Source organism: Nocardia sp. NPDC051911 (assembly GCF_040681035.1).
GTDB lineage: Bacteria > Actinomycetota > Actinomycetes > Mycobacteriales > Mycobacteriaceae > Nocardia > Nocardia sichangensis.
In genome coordinates this window covers 113,682-132,217 of record NZ_JBFAXY010000025.1, presented here as the reverse complement: position 1 = coordinate 132,217, position 18,536 = coordinate 113,682, and the positions used below count along the sequence as shown (strand labels likewise).

17 protein-coding genes are annotated in these 18,536 nt (G+C 64.6%); 6 read left to right on the top strand and 11 right to left on the bottom strand.

All coding sequences use genetic code 11. The annotated features are described in order from the left end of the window. The 6 genes from AB0L97_RS27415 to AB0L97_RS27390 all read left to right on the top strand — a co-directional run. On the top strand, positions 1–2,842 hold a 2,842-nt coding region (locus AB0L97_RS27415; protein ID WP_364434856.1), incomplete at its 5' end, for an SDR family NAD(P)-dependent oxidoreductase. Then, entirely contained in the window at positions 2,818–3,669 is an 852-nt protein-coding gene (locus AB0L97_RS27410; protein ID WP_364434853.1) for a 3-hydroxyacyl-CoA dehydrogenase NAD-binding domain-containing protein, read from the top strand. The genes AB0L97_RS27415 and AB0L97_RS27410, both read left to right, overlap by 25 nt. A 16-nt stretch (positions 3,670–3,685) precedes the next feature. Beyond that, a complete protein-coding gene (locus AB0L97_RS27405) occupies positions 3,686–3,943 on the top strand; it encodes an acyl carrier protein (protein ID WP_364434850.1) in 258 nt (85 codons plus the stop codon). Next, positions 3,940–5,166 (top strand): hypothetical protein, encoded by a 1,227-nt coding sequence (locus AB0L97_RS27400; protein ID WP_364434847.1) that lies wholly within the window; start codon positions 3,940–3,942, stop codon positions 5,164–5,166. Before AB0L97_RS27405 ends, AB0L97_RS27400 begins: the two co-directional genes overlap by 4 nt. After that, positions 5,163–7,814, top strand: coding sequence for a condensation domain-containing protein (locus AB0L97_RS27395; RefSeq protein WP_364434844.1), 2,652 nt, complete (start codon positions 5,163–5,165; stop codon positions 7,812–7,814). Before AB0L97_RS27400 ends, AB0L97_RS27395 begins: the two co-directional genes overlap by 4 nt. Beyond that, complete coding sequence (locus AB0L97_RS27390; RefSeq protein WP_364434841.1) at positions 7,796–9,061, top strand: condensation domain-containing protein; 1,266 nt, start codon at positions 7,796–7,798, stop codon at positions 9,059–9,061. Before AB0L97_RS27395 ends, AB0L97_RS27390 begins: the two co-directional genes overlap by 19 nt. On the opposite strand, the gene AB0L97_RS27385 is transcribed toward AB0L97_RS27390, so the two are convergent. The 11 genes from AB0L97_RS27385 to AB0L97_RS27335 form a co-directional block, all read right to left on the bottom strand. Then, positions 9,020–10,777 (bottom strand): carbamoyltransferase C-terminal domain-containing protein, encoded by a 1,758-nt coding sequence (locus AB0L97_RS27385; RefSeq protein ID WP_364434838.1) that lies wholly within the window; start codon positions 10,775–10,777, stop codon positions 9,020–9,022. The genes AB0L97_RS27390 and AB0L97_RS27385 overlap by 42 nt on opposite strands. After that, positions 10,774–11,019, bottom strand: a complete 246-nt coding sequence (locus AB0L97_RS27380; RefSeq protein ID WP_364434835.1) for an acyl carrier protein — start codon at positions 11,017–11,019, stop codon at positions 10,774–10,776. Before AB0L97_RS27380 ends, AB0L97_RS27385 begins: the two co-directional genes overlap by 4 nt. Positions 11,020–11,029: 10 nt before the next feature. Further along, positions 11,030–11,470 carry a nitroreductase family deazaflavin-dependent oxidoreductase gene (locus AB0L97_RS27375; RefSeq protein ID WP_364434832.1) on the bottom strand — a complete coding sequence of 147 codons (441 nt, stop codon included), beginning with the start codon at positions 11,468–11,470 and terminating at the stop codon, positions 11,030–11,032. A gap of 5 nt (positions 11,471–11,475) precedes the next feature. Beyond that, positions 11,476–11,724, bottom strand: a complete 249-nt coding sequence (locus AB0L97_RS27370; protein ID WP_364434829.1) for an acyl carrier protein — start codon at positions 11,722–11,724, stop codon at positions 11,476–11,478. A gap of 11 nt (positions 11,725–11,735) precedes the next feature. After that, positions 11,736–12,878 carry an acyl-CoA dehydrogenase family protein gene (locus AB0L97_RS27365; protein WP_364434826.1) on the bottom strand — a complete coding sequence of 381 codons (1,143 nt, stop codon included), beginning with the start codon at positions 12,876–12,878 and terminating at the stop codon, positions 11,736–11,738. Beyond that, positions 12,875–14,035, bottom strand: a complete 1,161-nt coding sequence (locus AB0L97_RS27360; RefSeq protein ID WP_364434823.1) for a pyridoxal-phosphate dependent enzyme — start codon at positions 14,033–14,035, stop codon at positions 12,875–12,877. The genes AB0L97_RS27365 and AB0L97_RS27360 overlap by 4 nt, the downstream gene beginning before the upstream one ends. 15 nt (positions 14,036–14,050) lie before the next feature. Further along, complete coding sequence (locus AB0L97_RS27355) at positions 14,051–15,199, bottom strand: cytochrome P450 (RefSeq protein WP_364434820.1); 1,149 nt, start codon at positions 15,197–15,199, stop codon at positions 14,051–14,053. A gap of 409 nt (positions 15,200–15,608) precedes the next feature. Further along, entirely contained in the window at positions 15,609–16,277 is a 669-nt protein-coding gene (locus AB0L97_RS27350) for an LmbU family transcriptional regulator (protein WP_364434817.1), read from the bottom strand. A gap of 918 nt (positions 16,278–17,195) precedes the next feature. After that, positions 17,196–17,543 carry a DUF664 domain-containing protein gene (locus AB0L97_RS27345; RefSeq protein ID WP_364434814.1) on the bottom strand — a complete coding sequence of 116 codons (348 nt, stop codon included), beginning with the start codon at positions 17,541–17,543 and terminating at the stop codon, positions 17,196–17,198. Position 17,544: 1 nt separating this feature from the next. Continuing rightward, positions 17,545–17,793 (bottom strand): DUF664 domain-containing protein, encoded by a 249-nt coding sequence (locus AB0L97_RS27340; protein ID WP_364434811.1) that lies wholly within the window; start codon positions 17,791–17,793, stop codon positions 17,545–17,547. Positions 17,794–18,123: 330 nt separating this feature from the next. Next, positions 18,124–18,486, bottom strand: a complete 363-nt coding sequence (locus tag AB0L97_RS27335) for a hypothetical protein (RefSeq protein ID WP_364434808.1) — start codon at positions 18,484–18,486, stop codon at positions 18,124–18,126. Between the last annotated feature and the right edge of the window lie 50 nt (positions 18,487–18,536).

Genomic DNA, 18,536 nt, shown 5'->3' with positions numbered 1-18,536 from the left:
CACCACCCCCAACTTGACCACATACCACCCCAACCACCACCGAATACCCCTACCCACCTACCCCTTCCAACAACACACCCACTGGCTCACCAAACACATTCCACAAGCGACGGTGCGGTATCCGGAGGCGCCCCATGCCTTGCTCGACGACGTGCTGCTCCGCTCAATGGACCACTCCGTCTTCCGCACCGAGTTCGCCCCGGACCGGCACTGGGTCCTGGCCGAGCATCGACTGCTCGGCGAGGCGATCGTGCCAGGCACCACCTACCTCGAAATGGCCCGCGCCGCCGCGTATCTGCACTTTGGGCGGCAAGTCACCGAAATCCGCGATGTCGTCTTCCAGGTACCGCTGCTGGTGACCGACGACGTGTCACGTCAGGTCCACACCACGGTGCGCGAACTCGATGACGGCCTGGCCGAGTTCACCGTGGCGAGCCATGACCCGTCCGGCGATAGCTGGACACGGCATGTGCGCGGGGTGGTCGGCGTTCGTCCGTTCGATGCGGCGCCGCCACAGCGCGATCCGGCGGCCATGCGCGAACGGTGTGCTCTGGAAACCGTGGATACGCGCGAGTATCAGGCCACCCACCGAGCCATGGAATTCGGCCACCGCTGGCTGGACAGTCTCGGAATCGTGCGGGTCGGTGAGCGGGCCGCACTGGGCGCCCTCGAACTACCCGAGCGACACCAGGCCGAATGTGACGACTACGTCCTGCATCCCGCACTGCTCGACCTGGCGACCGGCTTCGGCGGTTTCGCGGTCGCCCGCACCGAGGCGGACCGCGCACAGGCACGTACCGACCGAGGGTTCTTCCTTCCTGTCGGCTACGAATCGCTACGCATTTACGGACCGATACCGGCGCGGGCACTGAGCCTGATCCAGGCGCGCAGGGAAGGCGGCGTCGACTCCGAGGTGCGCACCGTCGATGTGGTCGTGTGTGACACCGGAGGCGAGGTCAGGCTGGAGATCACCGGGTTCACCACCAAGCGAGTCGGTGATGCGCAGCGCACCATCGCCCGCCTCCGCCCGCACACGCGCCACCACTCACTGCGCTGGATTCCGGCACCCACCGTGCCCACCCGGCGCAGTCCGCTGGGCAGCGCGCTGATAATCGGCAGCGCGGCGGACGCGGCCACGGAACTGAGTGCAGAATTGCGCGCACAAGGTCTGCGGGTCACCGTCGTGGAGCAGGCCGCCGAGTGGCGTGTGACCGGACCGGACAGCTGTCGATCCCCGGCCACCGCTGAGGGATTCGACCGGGTCATCGATGCGCTCGGCGCCGACCTGCCCGACCTCGTCGTACACCTCGCTGCGCCATTGCCCGGTACACCGGATCACCTGAATGCACTGAACACCGTGCTGGACAATGACGTTCACTGCCTCTTCGCGCTGACCAAGGCGCTGTCCCAGCGGAACGCGATGCCGCGCAGGCTCGGCGTGATCGCGCCCCGCGTCGCGCGAGTGAGCGATCGCGACGAGACGCAGACCGCCGTCCACGCGACACTGTTCGGGTTGGCCACGGTGATCGGCTTGGAGAACACCGGCACCGAAATCCGCTGCGTCGACATCGACGAGCACACTACGCATGCGCTGCTGTGCGCCGAACTGCTCGATCCCGATGGACCGGCTACCGTCGCCCTGCGCGAGAACCGCCGCTACGTAGCGGAACTCGCTCCCGTCGACCTCAGGGCACGGCCACGCAATGCCGCGATGCGCCCGGACGGCGTCTTTTTGATCACCGGGGGCCTCGGTGGAATCGGATCCGCTGTCGCACATCATCTGAGCCGCACCGTCTCCGGCGCGCGGCTGGCGTTGATCGGTCGCACACCACGGGATACCGACGCGACCGTGCGCGCGCTGGAAGCCGACGGCGCAACCGTCCGGGTCTACTACGCCGACGTTACCGATCTCAAGGAGATGTCCGATGTCGTCGCGCGGATCCGCAGTGACCTCGGCTCGATCGGGTGCATCGTGCATGCGGCGGGCGTCGCGGGCGACGGCTTCCTGTTTCGGAAGGACCCGGAGGTGTTCCGGCGAACACTGGCGCCGAAGGTGCTCGGCGCAATCGTGCTCGACCTCGTCACCCTGGACGACCCGCCGGACAACATGGTCAACTTCGGATCGACGGTTTCGGTGTTCGGTGCGGCCGGGCAGGGTGATTACACTGCGGCGAACAGCTTTCTCGATCACTTCGCCGACGAACGGACCGCGCGCGGCCGTCGGACGGTCACCGTGCGCTGGAGCGACTGGCTCGACGTCGGCATGGCAGCCGACCACGGCGTCGAGCAGAACGCCGGCTTCTTCCGCTCGGTGTCGGTGGCAGAGGGCCTGCACAGCTTCGACGAAGTGCTCGCGGCGGCAACGACCTCCGTGATCGTCGGTGAGATCAACTACGCGCGGCTGCGCGGGCCGGGCAGTGCGGCAATCGCCGAGTTGCTGCGCCGCCCGCCCGTCGTGCTGGCGACGACGATCGAGCACGCCGCAGTGGTCGCCGACCAGAAAACGCGATCGAGCTCACCGACCGATGGGCCGACTCTGTTCGGTCGACGGGACGGCGAATACAGCGAACACGAACGCGTCCTCGCCGGCATCTGGGCCGTCGAGCTCGGTCTGAGCGAACTGAACGTGCACGACAACTCCTTCGCGCTCGGCATGGATTCACTGTCCGCGCTCCGGGTCGCGCAGCGCGTCCAGAAGGCCCTGGACGTTCAGGTCTCGATGGCAGACATGTTCCGCTTCGCCAGCGTCGCCGAACTGGCGACGCATCTCGGCGAGCGGACTTCCGACAAGAGTCAGATCGAAAGGGGTGGATTCGCTTGGGCATCCGCACAGCAGGAGTGATCGGTGCGGGAACCATCGGCCGTGGCGTCGCGCAATCGTTCGCGCAGGCAGGGTTCGATGTCGTCCTCATCGATATCGCGCAGGCGCAGATCGACAGCGCGCTCGCGCAGATCGCGCGAGATCTGCCGATGCAGGCCATGCTGCGCGCTCGGCCGCTGGCGGAAAGCGTCGACACGGTGCTGGCCAGGATCAGCACCTGCACGGAGCTGACCGCAGTGCGCGAGTCGGACTTCGTCGTGGAGAACATCACCGAAAACTGGGCGCTCAAACGCACTGTCTACCAACAGATAGACGCGTTGTGCCGCCCCGGGGTGATCTTCGGTGTGAACACCTCGGCCGTTCCGATCACCAGGGTCGGCGGTGTCACCACTCGCCCCAGCGAGGTGGTCGGCCTGCATTTCATGAATCCTGTTCCGCTGAAAAACACCGTCGAGGTAGTCCAGGGTCATTTCACCTCGCCGCACACGCTGGAAACAGCGCTCGGACTGCTCGCCGAACTCGGCAAAGAAGGCATCGTCGTCCAGGACGCCCCCGGCTTCGTGACCAATCGGGTGCTCATGCTGACGATCAACGAGGCGATCTTCTGCATACAGGACGGCGTCGCCTCCGCAGAGCAGGTCGACCGCATGTTTCGCGGCTGCTTCGGGCACAAGATGGGGCCCTTGGAGACCGGGGATCTCATCGGCCTGGACACGATCCTGAATTCCATCACCGTGCTGTACGAGAGCTATCGCGACAGCAAATACCGGCCCGCGCCGCTGCTGGCCAAGATGGTCGACGCAGGACTACTGGGTCGCAAGAGCGGACGTGGCTTCTATGCCTACTGAACAGATTGGAGACACCATGCCGGACGACGTGCGCGGGCGGATTCGCGATTTCCTGGCGCCACACCTGGGCGGACGCCCACTGGCCGACCATGACGACTACTTCACCCTCGGCTACGTGAATTCGCTTTTCGCGATGCAGTTGCTGGTCTTCGTCGAGAACGAATTCGACGTGAAGATCGCACCGGAGCACATGGTTTTCGAGAACTTTCGCACGGTGAACGGCCTGCTGCGGCTGCTCGATCTCGCGAAGTCTAGGAGGTATCCCGCGACATGACGCGCACTGATCTAGGCAGCAGCTCGATCCACACGTGGATCGAGCTGCACGCCCCGGTACCCGAGGCATTCGCGGCCGAGATCGAGCGGCGGCTGTTCTTCGTTTCGCCGGATATCACCGGTTTCGAGCTGACCGTCACCGACCATGTGGTGCTCGGTGTCACTCTGCACTCCGCCCACCCCCTGGCGCACGCGTCACTCGCCGAGAAGATCAACTACGTGGTGGACACCGAGATACGCCCGATGCGGGCGGCACCGCCCAGGACGGTCTGGACCTCACCACATCAGCGCACCGCTGATCCGGACACATTCGACCGGCTCATCGCGGCGGGCATGGTGAGCGAGGCCGATCGAGGCAGGGTCGCCATCGGCGAGCCGCTACTTTCGCTGTTGGAGTACTTCGATCGCGCCATCGTGGATCTGCTTGCGCCGGATTTTGCCGCACGGCAGTACCGCTACCCCACCCTCATCAAGACCGAAACACTGCATATTGCAGGGTATTTCGCAAACTTCCCACACCACATGATGTTCGTGACCCGGCTGCGCAACGACCTCGACACCTACCGTGAATTCGGCGCCGAATACGCGGCCGCCATCGATTCCGGGGTACTCGCGCTCGCCGACAATGTGGACTTCTGCCTGCCGCCGACCATGTGCTACCACACCTTCGACCAGTTCCGCGGGCACACGCTGAGCGGCAACGGGTTGGAGGTGGTCACAGCGCGCGGCAAATCGTTCCGGTTCGAGGCCGAGTATTCGACTACGCTGGAACGACTCTGGGACTTTACCATTCGAGAGATCGTCTTCCTCGGCGAGCGAGAGCTCGTGCTCGATGCGCGCGAACGGTTCATGCGTATGGTGTTCGAGTTCCTGGAACGACTCGGCCTCAGTGGTCACTGCGAGGTGGCCAACGACCCCTTCTTCGGTAGCGCGGATACCGCGACGAGGATCTGGTCGCAGCGGTTGATGGACCTCAAGTACGAGATCCGGCTGCCCATCGCGCCCGCGAAGACAGTCGCCGTCGGATCGTTCAATTTCCATGGCGACACGTTCGGTCGCGCGTTCGGTATCGCACAACCGGACGGCCAGGTAATCAGCAGCGGCTGCGTCGGGTTCGGCCTCGAGCGGTTGGTGTACGCGTTCCTGTGCCAGTACGGACTCGACTCGGCCGACTGGCCCGGCGCGGTACTCGCCGGAACCAGCCGTGCGGCGGGTGCACCATGACCGAGCCTCGTCTGTCCACCGATCACAAGGAGACACTGCGCGCGCTCTACGCCGAGGTGCTCGGGGTGCGGCAGGTTGGACTGCACGACTCGTTCTTCGATCTCGGCGGTCACTCGCTGCTCGCGACCAGGTTGACCAGCAGAATCGGGTCGATGCTCGGAGTCGATATCGCGCTGCGCACGATCTTCGAGGCGCCCACGGTCGCCCAGCTTTCCGTCTTCGTGGCACAGGGCGCGCCCAGCAGCCGGACGCCGCTGCGCCGGGTACAGCGACCGGAACCAATTCCGCTGTCGTGGACGCAGCAGCGCCTGTGGTTCCTGAACCGGTTGTACGGCACGAGGGCCAATTACAACATGCCCATCGCCTACCGGCTGCGCGGTAATCTCGACATTCCCGCGTTGGGACAGGCGCTCGCCGATCTCGTCGCACGGCACGATAGCCTGCGCACCGGCTACCCCGACTGTTGCGGCCGAGCCGAACAGGTGGTGAGGCCGGCCACCGACGCTGTCGTCGACCTGTCCGTCGACACTGTCACCGAGCACGATCTCGCCGCGGCGCTGACGACCGAGGCGTCCTATCCGTTCGACCTCGCGGTCGACCCGGTGCTGCGCGCCCGACTGTTACGGCTGTCGAGTGACGAGCATGTGCTGTGCCTCGTGATCCACCACATCGCTTGCGACGGATGGTCACTCGCGCCAATGACGCGCGACATTTCCTTCGCATACGCCGCCCGGCACGACGGCCGGGCGCCGGACTGGCCGGATCTGGCTGTGCAGTACGTGGATTACACGCTGTGGCAACGTGCGGAACTCGGCGACCCACTCGACCCGCACAGCGTGCTGAGCAGACATACCGTCTTCTGGCGAAACGAGCTGGACGGCATGCCGGATCGATTACAGCTCGATATCGGCGCGCCGCGGCCCGACCGGCCGACCCATCGAGGTGGCCGGGTCACCACGGTCATCGACGCGGCCACGTGCCGACGCCTGCGCAAGCTGACCCAGGAGACGGGCACCAGCATGTTCATGGCTGTACAGGCCGCGCTGGCGGTGCTATTGACTCGGCACGGCGCGGGCACCGATATCGCGATCGGTGTTCCGGTGGCAGGCCGCACCGACGAGCAGCTGGACGACCTGGTCGGATTCTTCGTCAACACCCTCGTCCTACGCACCAATACCGATAGCGCTCCGACATTTCGTCAGCTGCTGTCGCGCGTACGCGGCACCGACCTCGCCGCTTTCGCGCACCAGGAGCTACCGTTCGACCATCTCGTGCATTCGCTCAACCCGGTGCGCTCCCCCGCGTGGCATCCGCTGATCCAGGTCATGCTCGCGTACCAGAACACCGCGCCCGCAACCCTGCGGCTGCCGGACATCGTGGCGCGTCCGGAACCCGTCGACGAGCTGACCACACGCTTCGATCTGCGCTGGGAGCTGGTGGAGCGCTTCGTCGAAGACGATGCGGCACACGATCGTATCGACGTCGGGCTCACTTACGCAGTGGATCTGTTCACGCGGGCCGAAGCCGAGACGCTGGCGCGGGAATTCGTCGCACTGCTCGGCGCGGCCGCCACTACCCCCGACCGGCGTCTCATCGGGATGGAGGACGACGAGTCGAACCCGGATGATTCGCCGACGAGACCGGACCGCCGGGTGGCCTTCGTGTGCTCGCCCTACGGTCAGCAGTGGATCGGCATGGGGCGCAGCATGTTCCGATCCGAGCCGGTATTCCGCTCGATACTCGAGGAATGTGACACCGAGCTGGCACGGCACACCGGCTGGTCGCTGGTCCGCGAACTGTTCCTCGACGAGCCCGCCGCCAGGACTGGCGATGTCGGGGTGATGCAACCCGTTGTCGTCGCGGTGCAACTCGGTATCGCGCGCTGGTTGGAAGCCATGGGCGCGGCACCCGCCGCCGTGGTCGGCCACAGTGTCGGAGAGATCGCCGCCTGCGCCATCGCGGGCGTCCTCGATGTGCCCGATGCCATGCGCCTGGTATGCCACTACAGCGATCAACAGCGCCGGGTGGCGGGTCCGGACGCCGGGATGGCCGTGATCGAGCTGTCCGCCGACGAGATCGCCGCGGAACTGCGTGACCGTGCGGCCACCGTGTCAATCGCGGCGCTCAACGGTCCGCGAACCACGGTTGTCTCGGGCGATCGAATGGAGCTCGAGCGCATCGTGGCCGACCTGCGTGCCGAGGATGTGCTCTGCGCGATGATTCGCGTCGACCTGGCCGCACACACCACTGCCATCGATCCCGTACTTGCCGATCTCGAACAGGCGGTCGGCGAACTCACGCCACGCCCCGGCCGGATTCCGGTGTTCTCCTCGGTCACGGGCACGCCGCTGGACTGGCGCCGGGTGACCGCCGGCTACTTTGCACAGAATCTGCTCAAGCCGGTCCTATTGGCGCCTGCGGTGAACGAATTGCTCGCTGAGCACGAGATCCTGGTCGAGATCAGCGCCCATCCGGTTCTCACGCCCGCCCTCCGGCAGAGCGTGGCCGCGTCGGCCGGCGGCGCGGTCGTCGTGCCGACGATGCGCCAAGGCGGCGACGACCGCACCGGGCTGCTCGACACGCTCGACGAGCTTACCCGGTTGGGACTCAAAATCACCCGAGGAGAAGTATGCGAACCGGTCCACTGACATACGGGCAGACCTCGGTGCTGCGGTCGCTGCGGGTGCACGGCCCCGAGCATCAAGCGGTGGCGAATTTGGTAAGCGTGTGGGCGGTACCGATCGGCGCGAGTATGGCCCAGGTGCTGGACGCGTGGTTCCGGCTCGTCGAGGCCCACGAATCGCTGCGCACCACCTTCGACGACCGGGTGCAAACCGTCCATCCGTTGCGGATCAGCACGATTCCGGTGGTCGAACTCCCGGACGACTCGGCGGTATCGGCGCACCAGGCGGCTGCCGAATACGCCGCCACTCCCCTCGCGGTGGACCGTGACCTGCCCTGGCGCGCCTTCGTCGCCGCCGTGGATGGCGAGCCGGTCTATCTGGTGACCATCGTGCATCACGTCGCGGCGGACAACGAGGCGCTGCGTCTACTCGAGGCGCAGTTCGATCGGCTGTTGGCGGGCGAAAGTATCTGTGCCACCTGCCAACCGCTCGACCTCGCGGTGGCCCAGCAGGCGGACCCCCCGGCACACAGTGTCCCGCATTGGACAAAGGTCTGGGCCACGGTGGCACGCCAGGACCGGCACCCCGATGACAACACTGAACGCCGCCGGGCGTCATTGTACAGCGTGCCGGGCCTGGCGGCTGCACGCAACCTGTCCGAGCGGCTGCGGGTGTCGGTGCAGTCGGTCCTGTTCGGCATCAGCGCACTTGCGATTGCCAGGCAGGAGAACCGCGAGCAGGTGACCTTCGCACTGATGGCGGCGAACCGGCTCGATGACCGCTGGGCCGGGATGATCAGTTCGTTGAACCAGTACGCACCTGTCGTCGTCACGATCGACGAGTCGACTCCGGTGGACGAGTTCCTGCGCGGTACTTACCTCCGGTGCATGAATGCCTACTTGAACGCGTGCTACGACATCGACCTGCTCGAACAACAACTGGCCGAGTTGGGTACCCCGGAGTCCGACCCGACGGCGTTCGCCAAGCACTTCAACTTTCTCGGCGCGGTGGAAACCGAACCGGCACCGACCTCGCCTCTGCTTAGCGGGATCGTGTGGCGGAGCTCGACTCAGCGCACCGGCCCCAACCTCCACGTGGCCATGGCTGTGGGTGAGGGTGTGCTCATCGGTGTCGGCGCGAGTAGGCGGTACCTTGAGGGCGAGCTGCCTGCCACCGTCGCCGCGGCCATCGAAGGCGGCCTCGTCGAAGCCTCGGACGGCGTCTCGGAATCACTGGGTCGGCTGTCGCTGCGACCGATCAGACAGATCTGAGCCCGCCACCCGGAAACCCTCTATGTACAGCCGGTCGAGTGACATTGTCAGCAAGCCGTCCACGGCGAGCTCCGGAGTCATGATTATCGGCTGATCCTTGACGTTGAACGACGTGTTGATGACGCAGCCGATACCGGTGAGTTCCCTGACCCGCCACAGCAACCGCCAGAACATTTCGTTGTCGGTCCGGCGAACAATCTGCACGCGGGCGGAACCGTCGACGTGTACCGCACCGGCGATCCGATGGGCCTGTTCCCGGCGCACCCGCGCGGTGCAGAGCATGAATCGGCAGGGATCGAGTGGCTCTCCTTCGAAGAGTTCCGAGTAGTCGATGTCGAGGACGGCTGGCGCGAACGGGCGATACGACTCCCGCAGCTTCACCGCTCTGTTGAGCCGGTCTTTGATGTCGTGTCCGTTCGGCAAGGCCAGGATCGATCGGTTTCCCAATGCCCGTGGACCGAACTCCATCCTGCCCTCGAACCAGGCGATGATCCGATCCTCGGCGAGATCGCGGGCCGCGAGATCGAAGTAGGAGTCGGTGAATCCGTGATGCTGCCATCGCACCGGTGCCCGCTCCAGGACCGAGGAAACCTCGCCCGCCTGGTATCGCGGCCCAGTGTAGGGAGTGAATGTCCTGTTGAGCTCGCCGGCGACATGCAATGCCGCGCCGATCGCCGTACCGTCGTCGCCCGCTGCCGGCGGAATGAACAGGCGCCGCACCTGCGGCAGACGAGCTATGGACTCGTTGGCCAGGCAATTGAGGAAGGTTCCGCCGGACAGGCACAGTGCATCCGCGCCAGTGTGGGACAGCCAGAATCGCGCCAGTTCGGTCAGCACGGTGCTGAATCGCTGTTGCAGTGCGGCCGCGATGTCGGCGTGCACGCTCGACATCTCTTCGTCCTGCGCGCGGCCCGGCACGCCGAGCTCGGACGCGAGGAACTCCATAGCATGCGGATATCCCTCGGCACCCGATTCGAGTGCGCCCAGTGGCCAGTCCACGATGACCGCGCCGCCGTCATTGCGCAGGAACCCATCGAAGAACGACATGAATTTGTCCGCATCACCGTACGCGGACAGGCCCATGACCTTGTACTCGTCGGAGTTCGGCGCGTAGCCGAGGAACCGCGTGAAGACCGAGTACAGCAGGCCCAGTGAGGTATCGAGCTGCTGGGTGTGCAGGCTCTCGAAATTGCCTGGCGCGCAGCGGTGCACACTAAGCGAATCGATCTCGCCGATTCCGTCCGACACGATCGACAGCGCGGAGTCGAATCCACTGGGATAGAACGCCGATGCCGCGTGCGCGAGGTGGTGCTGCACCGGCCGGAACCGGCTTGCGACGTCGCACCACCCGTGGTCGGTCAGTGCCGCCATCACCGTGTGCCCGCTGAGTACCTGCTCGAAGTGGTCGGGTATGTGCGCGAAAAACCTGCGGTACCGATAGTAATCGAATCCGTGCGCGATCACGTCTACGTCGTCGCAGGTAATCCCCGCTTGGTCCAGGCAGTACTCGATCGCCGATACCGGTAGCCCGCCCGCGCCCTTGGCCCCAGAGAATCGTTCCTCGGCCGCGGCGGCTCGTATCTCACCATTGATGATCAAGCATGCCGCGCTGTCCAGGCCCTGGCAGATCCTGCGGTCGATCTCCGAGGCGTGCGGGTGGGTGCGCAGATGGTGATCATGCGCGTGCGGTAGACCGCTGAGCCCGAGAATGATCATGAGTTTGCCTTTGCCCGGCTCAAGGCCGACCACAGGGAGGCCGGGGTACGGAAGGTGGCGGCGGTGAGGTCGTCGCCGTCGAAGGTCACGCCGTAGTGATCTTCCAGCGACACCAGCAATGCCACCGTCTGCAGCGAACCGAGACCGAGCGCCGTCAGCCGCGCGTCCGGGTCCAGTGGGGCGTCCGGGTCGAGGTGGACCAGCGACCGCCGGACGATCGCGTCGAAGTAGTCATCCCACATCGCAGGGACCTCACAATCTTTCGGCCAGGCAGATCGGAATATCCCGGCGGGTTCCGGCCTGGTAATCGGCGTAATACGGGAATGCGGCCACGGCGATCCGCCACCATGCCCGACGTTCGGAGCCACTGAGCAGCCGGGCACGCGCCCCGAAAACCTCAGGACCGTCCTGAATCTCGATTTCCGGGTTCGCGATCAGATTGTGGTACCAGGCCGGATATCGTTCCGAGCCACCGCTGCTCGCCACCAACAAGTAGTTGCCCCCGGAGATGACTCGCATCAGCGGAACCCTGCGCAACGCGCCGGTGCGCCTGCCGCGGATCGTAAACAGCGCGATGGGCAACCCGGTGTCGGGCTGCAGATATCCCTGCCTGCCGTTCGTCCGGACGTACAGCTCGACCTGTGCACGAACACTCGGTATCGGGCTCGACTCGTACCGCCCGTCCAATGGCATCGCGGTCACTCCTGCTCGGACGGCGTGGGCGCGATCGAGCCCGCCACCAGTTCCACGAGGTCACGGACCTGGGTGGCGGTGAACATGTCGACCACGTCGATCGCCACGTCGAAGCGGTTCTGCAGCCGCGTCATGCACCGCAGCACGGCGACCGAGTCGACGCCGAGCCCGGCCAGCGTCTGATCGGGTGATACCGCCGGAACTCCGAAACTCGCGGCGACCTCGTCGAGCACCGAATCCGTTTCTCGAAACAAGGGTCGCTCCCCTACTGTCCGGTTGCTTCGACGACGAACTGCCCGAGCAGTGTCTGCTGGATCTGGGAGGTCCCCTCGATGATTTCCAGCACCTTCGCATCCCGATAATGCCGCTGTAGAGCCAGCTCCGAGCCGATGCCATTGGCCCCGTGCAGCTGTACGGCGTCGGCGGCCGTCTTCGTCGCGACCGTCGACGCGCGATACTTGGCCATCAGCGTGTGGTGGACGGCGTTGATATCGCGTTGCTCCTTGCTCACTCCTGCGTGGTGGCAGAGCAGCCGGGCGGCCAGGCAGTCCGTCGCCATATCGGCGAGCATGCGCTGGACGAGTTGATGATTCCCGATCTCGGTGCCGTGCTGGACCCGCTTGTTCGCGTACTCCACGCACGCCGTCACGCAGCTCTGCGCCAGCCCGACCGCACCCCAGGCGGTGCTGTATCGCCCGAGATCCAGCGCGCTGGAAGCCACGAAGACCAATCCCATATCGGGCCTGCCGACCATATTCGTCGCGGGGATCCTGCAGTTGTCGAACGTGATACGCCCCAACATCGAGCCGCGCAGCCCGAGCAGCCCGGACAGCGGCTCGATCTCGAGGCCCCCGGCATCTCGCTCCACCAAGAACGCGGTTGCCTTTCCTTCGAATCGAGCGAGCACCAGGAAGAGGTCGGCGATCTGTGCGAAGCTGATCCACTGTTTATCGCCCCGCAGAAGAACATCCCCGCCCTGGGCAGTCGCCGTGGTCGACACCGCCGACGCGTCACTGCCCGCTGACGATTCCGTAAGCGCGAACGCTGCGCATGTCGCGCCCGCCATGATGGCGGGCAGCCAGCGCTGCCGCTGGTCCGCCGTACCCCAGCTCAGGATCGAGTGGATCACCATATCCTGTACTGCGACGAAGTTGCGTATGGACTGGCAACCGCGACCGATTTCCTCGCTCAGCAAGCCGTATTCGACCATGCTCAGCCCGAGGCCACCGTGCTCGCGCGGAACAAAGGACCCGAGGTACCCCGCATCCGACAGCGCCGTTACCACGTCCTGCGAAATGGCCTGCGATGCATCGAATTCCGCAGCGCGGGGCACCAGCTCACGGTCGGCGAAGGCCCGGAAGCCTCGGAGGCACGTCGCCTGCTGTTCGGTCAGATGCAATGACGTCATCGGATCTCCTCCCGGTCCGATCGTTGCCGCCCGGTCAGATTCACCAGCGTCACTTGATCGGGGGCTATCCGTCCGGCGGCGGCCTCGGCCCGGACCGCGGCGATGGTGGCGGCAGCGGCGTAGCAGACGTCGAGGCCTTCCAGCTCACGCAGCATCGCTCGTGCCTCGACCAGTTCACGTTGGCTGACGGACACGATCCCGCCGCCACTGTCCGTCGCGATGTCTCGCATGTATCCGTAGCTGGACCGGCCGTCGCCCAAGAGGATCGCGCGGGCCAGGCCGGCCGGGTCGACCACCACATCGGCGTCGGTCAGTTCGGTGCGTCCAGCACGCCATGCGGTAGCCATCGGAGCGCAGGTAGACTCTTGCACCATAATGAAACTCGGCATGGCCTCAAGGCGGCCGAGTTGGAGGTATTCACGGGCGCCCTTGTGCGCAGCCATGATTCCCATTCCGCTGCTGATCGCTTGGACGACGATGTCGGGCTGGACGTTCATCTCGTCGAAGGCTTCGAGATACGCGAGCTTCAGCCCTTCCCGGCGTGCCCAATTGAAGAACCCCCCTTCCCAGGTCAATCCATACCGGGCCGCGTGCTGCTGCCCGGCTCGCCCTGCGGCAGCGTAGTCGCCGTCGACCACCGTCAGCGTTATCTGGTCGTCGACCAGGTGCTCGTGCTCGGCGACGAAGTCACGTCCGCAGAAGAAGTGCGCCCGCATCGTTTGGTCACGCCGGACTGCGCGAGCGAGAGCGGTCGCGCTGTTCCCGGTGCTGGATGTCGCCCACTCCTTGATGCCGAACTGCCGGAACACCGCCAATACCACTGCGGCGAGCCGATCCTTGGTAGTGCCGGTCGGCTGCCGCGACTCGTCTTTCACCCACAGCCTCGGCACCCCGATGGCCGCCCCAACCGAGGGCGCGGGGCGACAGGGTGTCCGCACACTGATGCCGTCGTCCAGGAACTCACGCGACTCGACAGGCAGAAAGTCGAAGTAGGCCAGTTCCGGATGCTGCCCCTCGGACGGACGGGCGGCCGCCAGGTCCAGCACGGCGTCGAGCGCGGACGAGCACTGCGGGCAGCGCAGCTCGAATTCGGCGTCGCACCGCCAGCTACATACAGTACAGGCGAGATAGAACTTCGGCAGGTGATCCTTCGGCATCGACATTCCCGCCCGTCACTCGCTCGGATCGACTCGGTGCAACGGCGGGGTGAGACTGGTGGCGACGTTGGGGACGCGCTCCAAGCAGGTGGTCCGGAGCCCCTTCGGCTCGTCGAGCACCGCCGAACCGGCCGCCGCGAGCCACTCCGTCGCGAACCGCGCACCAACGCAGGCACTCGGACCGGCGGAGAACGTCAGCAGCGACGACGGTGCGCGGTCGTGCCACCGCGCCGGATCGAAGGCGTCGGGGTTCTCCCATCGGTCGGGCTGACGGTGTATGGCATACACCGGGACATGCACGAAATCGCCCTTCAGTACGGATAGTTCACCAATCCGCTGCGAGCACAGGGCGGTGCGGCGCAGTTCCCAGATCGGCGGCCACAGGCGCAGGGTCTCCAGCGCGATCCATTCCGGTCGGGCTCGGCGAAGTTCCGCACGGGAGGCCATGGCGCCGAGGGAAACCAGCCGCTCTGTAGACAGCGCCGCTATCAGCCAGGCGAACGAGATCGCTAGGGAGGCGACAAAAGCCGACGTGGTCCGCAGGTAGAGCTCCCCGAGAAGCGCGGGTTCCCGCTCACCGAGCTCGCCGAGTACGGGAGGAATCAGATCGCGCCCAGCCAAAAGGGTGCCCGCTTCGGACGCGGCTTGCTCGAAACGTCGCACATTGGTCTGGGGGTCGAGCTGCCCCAGGATGAGGGGGACGAACACTGTCGCAAAGAATCGCCGCACGATCTGTTCGAGCCGCTCATCGTCGGCACACCCGATCGTGTTGAGGAGCCCGTCGAGCACGCCCTGCGCGCAGAGGTAGTGGAGGTCGCCGGCCTCGACGAGCAGCCTGCGTACCGCGGCGCGGGCCGACTCCGCCGGATCCTGCCGCGCCACCCGGCCGGTGACCCACTGATTCATGGCAACCCGCGACGGTCTGGGCAGCGTATCGCCATCCGCTTTCCAGAAGAGCGGCTTACCCGAAAGGCGCTGGCCGGTGCCGACGAGGACAGCTTCTCTAGCTAGCTCCGGCGCGCCGACCACGACGTGACCAGACCAGGTTCGAAAGACCGGCCGTTTCCGGCACTTTCTCTCGATCCTTTGCAGGTCTTTCCATTGGTTACGCATGACCGCCTCCGTTTGTCGCCACAGTCCGATACCGACACCGGCCAGTTGCATCTATTCCTATCGGCCATGTTCGCCGAAATCAATCCGGCGATCATGGCCGATAATTCTAGAAGCTCGCCTTGTAGTCGTAGTAGAACTTACGACCCTTGCTGGCATCGCTCCGCATGTGACGCTCTGCGCCGACAGCACGAGCAATCACTCGAACAAATTTCATTTCCCCCCCTTTCCTCGAATAGACACATAATTGACCATATTTTGCACAGCTACGGTCGTCAAGGCGATCTATATCCGAGATATCAGAACATCTATGAATCAGACATGGAATTGACGCCAGCGCACAAATAACCGAAACTGACTAGGTAAGCACCTTCGAGCCGTCCATTCAATACAAGACCCCGGCTGCCGATCGGCAATGTCCCGCCGGCGGGACAACCCCGACGCTCACACTGCGAACCATGCATCACTCACGGAGGGCGTTCAGCATGCTGTCCGCCGCACGGTCCAACGCCTCGACCACCCACGCCTCGAAGTCGAGGCTCGACTGCGTCGCAGCCTCACGCCAGCGCAACACCCGGTTACTATCAACCTGCAGCTTGGGCAGAACAGCGGACCCAGCCTCGGCCGGGCTCCTCCCATTGCGACTCGCGCGCACGTACTGACGGAGTTGATTCCTGGACCACCGCCCTTCCTCTGCCCGATCGAGCCAGTAATCCTGCTGATCCTCGGGCAACGAGGCCAACTCGGCGTGGTGCTGAAAGCTGAGCTTCGGCCGCCGCCGCGTCAACTCGAATCGGTTCGCGATCCATGCATAATTTCGCAACGTCTGATAATCGAGCCCGGCCGCATCGATCGCCTGTCGATACCTGTCCGCATACTGCCGACGTCCGAAGACGAGCCAGTCTCCAAGGCACCACGCAAAAGAATCTACCACACGTGAAACTTGCACCCCGGCCTGCTGCCAACTTTCGAATGTCACATTCCTCGGAAAGCGTAAACCGACCCGGGTTGTCCTTATCTGATCGTTCTGCGGCGCGCCAGGGGCCCCTTTCCCCATCAATATATGCTGCTGCGCACGCGGCACCGGGCCATCAACCGTGCCACCGAAATTGGAACCCTTGGACTCGCTCAAAATCCCCTCCTAATGTACATTATTCCAATACCGTACCGGTATTACTATGCCACAAAATCGAGACATAGGTGCTGTGCAACATCGGCAGGCGTCATCGCATACTGATCCAGAACCGAAAGATCGGATCAGGATTGTAAAGAACAGCGCCCCCTCCCCGGGTTTATCCAACCCCCACCTCCGTCAGCGAACATTGAGTCCGCAGAACGCACATCGACGACCGATCCGGACACATCCGCGCACGAGTGGAGTTTCCCGCCGTGCCAGCGGTGAACCGCGACCGTCGACGCGCATAGTCTCACCCTGCGCGGGCAGATGGCAACGAGGACGAGCCTATCGACGTGTGCGGTTCTCATCCAACCCCTCGGTTGCAAGTCCGCCGGCGCAATACTCCAGCGGGATAGACACTTCCTCTGCCTGGTTCGACGTATCGGGTGCCGAACAGGTTCCACAGAGAAGGAGCGAATTCCGCCAAGCGGCAGCCTCGGCACCGTCCACCGGCCGTCACCGCGAGGCGACGAACCGGCGGACCGTCAGCGGAAGCAGGCAAATCCCTCTGGAGGGTGGTCGAAAAGGTATAGGGCGGCCGGCCCTCAATGAGCCCACGACCGATCGCCAGGCCCCCTCGGAGCTTTGAACGATAGACATCGGCAAGCGGCTGCGCTTGTCTGAACTTGTTGCAAGACAACATTTCAGCCGCTCCCAGTCTTATCGCCCCTACGCTCTCGACCGCTACCGATCACGCGCTCAGCGGCATGTCTGTGTGTTCGGCCGTTGGCCGAGATACTGTGCTGGAGAAGCCTGCATCCGAGGACTACCGAACGCACGATCCGGGCGCCGTTCGCTACAGGCGGGATAACGTCGAGGCTGCCTCATTCTCGTAGCGAGCGCCCGTTGACAGGCTGTCAATAAGGCTGGGATTCATCGGTCACCGGAGTCCTGCGGCCTGTTTTGCGGTTCCAGCTTGGCTCGATATTGCTGCCACCAGGTCGAGTCGCTGGTAGGCATGTTTTCGTTGCCGTCGAGGAGGCCGGCGCCGCCGTCGATGAGCTCGCGGATGATGTCGGCGTGTCCGGCGTGCCGGTTGGTTTCGGCCGCTACGTGCACCAGGATCCGATGGAGCGTGACGGCCCGCTGGTCGTCGGACCACCACGGGACCGAGCCTTCGGCGGTGAGGTCGAGACTGTCGATCGTGGCGTCGGCATGTGCCCAGGCCCGACGGTAGAACTCGATGATGTCCTCGCGCGACTGTTCAGCCGTGGCCCACATGTCAGCCGTGGGATCCGCCTCGAAGTCGTGTTCGGTGGAGGGGTTCGTCGTATGGGCGGGCGAAGGTGTCACCGAAGTAGCCGAACTCGACGGTGCCGAGGTGCTTGACCAAGCCGAGCAGGTTTGTGCCGGTCGGGGTCATCGGACGACGCACGTCGTACTCGGACAGGCCGTCGAGCTTCCATAGCATGGCTTCGCGGGCATAGCGCAGATAACGGTGCAGATCCGCTTTGGGGCCGGAGACAGTCATGTCGAGCACTCTGCCAAGGCACCCTCACATCCCCGACTGATTTTCCTTCACACGACATCCTCGACGAAGCAGAGGGCGGGACACTCGCCCTGCAGTAGGCCAACATCTTCCTCAAGATCGCAGGAAGGCAAGCGGCCCAGAAAGACGTCGGCACCACCTGATGGCTCCGGGGTTACGTGACATTCGTCTAGCCCATGACGTGGTCTTCGAGACTGCCACGGGCTTAGTTCACGTCCGATCAAGGGCCTGGTTTCCAGTGTCTACAACTGGCTCGAGGCGCTGCCGCCAAGGACGACTCGGCCGTCTCGCCCCGAACGGACCACGAGGATTCTACCCATTGACCACGTTGAGCTCAGACAGCACACCCTGCGGATCGTTGAGGTAGCGATATCCCTCCACTGGGGGACTGAACTGGCCGAGCACGTTCGCCACGGCATCACGTTCCGCTTCAGTGACCGGGATCCGGCGCTTGATCAGACTGGCGCACAACACGTCGACGAGCATCGCCCACTCACCCACGTCGCTATAGGCCCGGTAGCTTTCGACCAAGTCGGGAGGCAGGCGGTCGGCGACGCTATCGAGAAGGTCTAGCGAGCCCTTGCTCATCTTGTTCAGCCGACGGTTACGGGCTTCGATGGCTTGCGGGTCTCGCTGACGCTTTCGTGCTTCTCGTGCCACCCTGTCCGGATTCATCGCATTTTCCTCGACCGATCTCAGGTTCCTCATCCACCCCGGGAGTATGC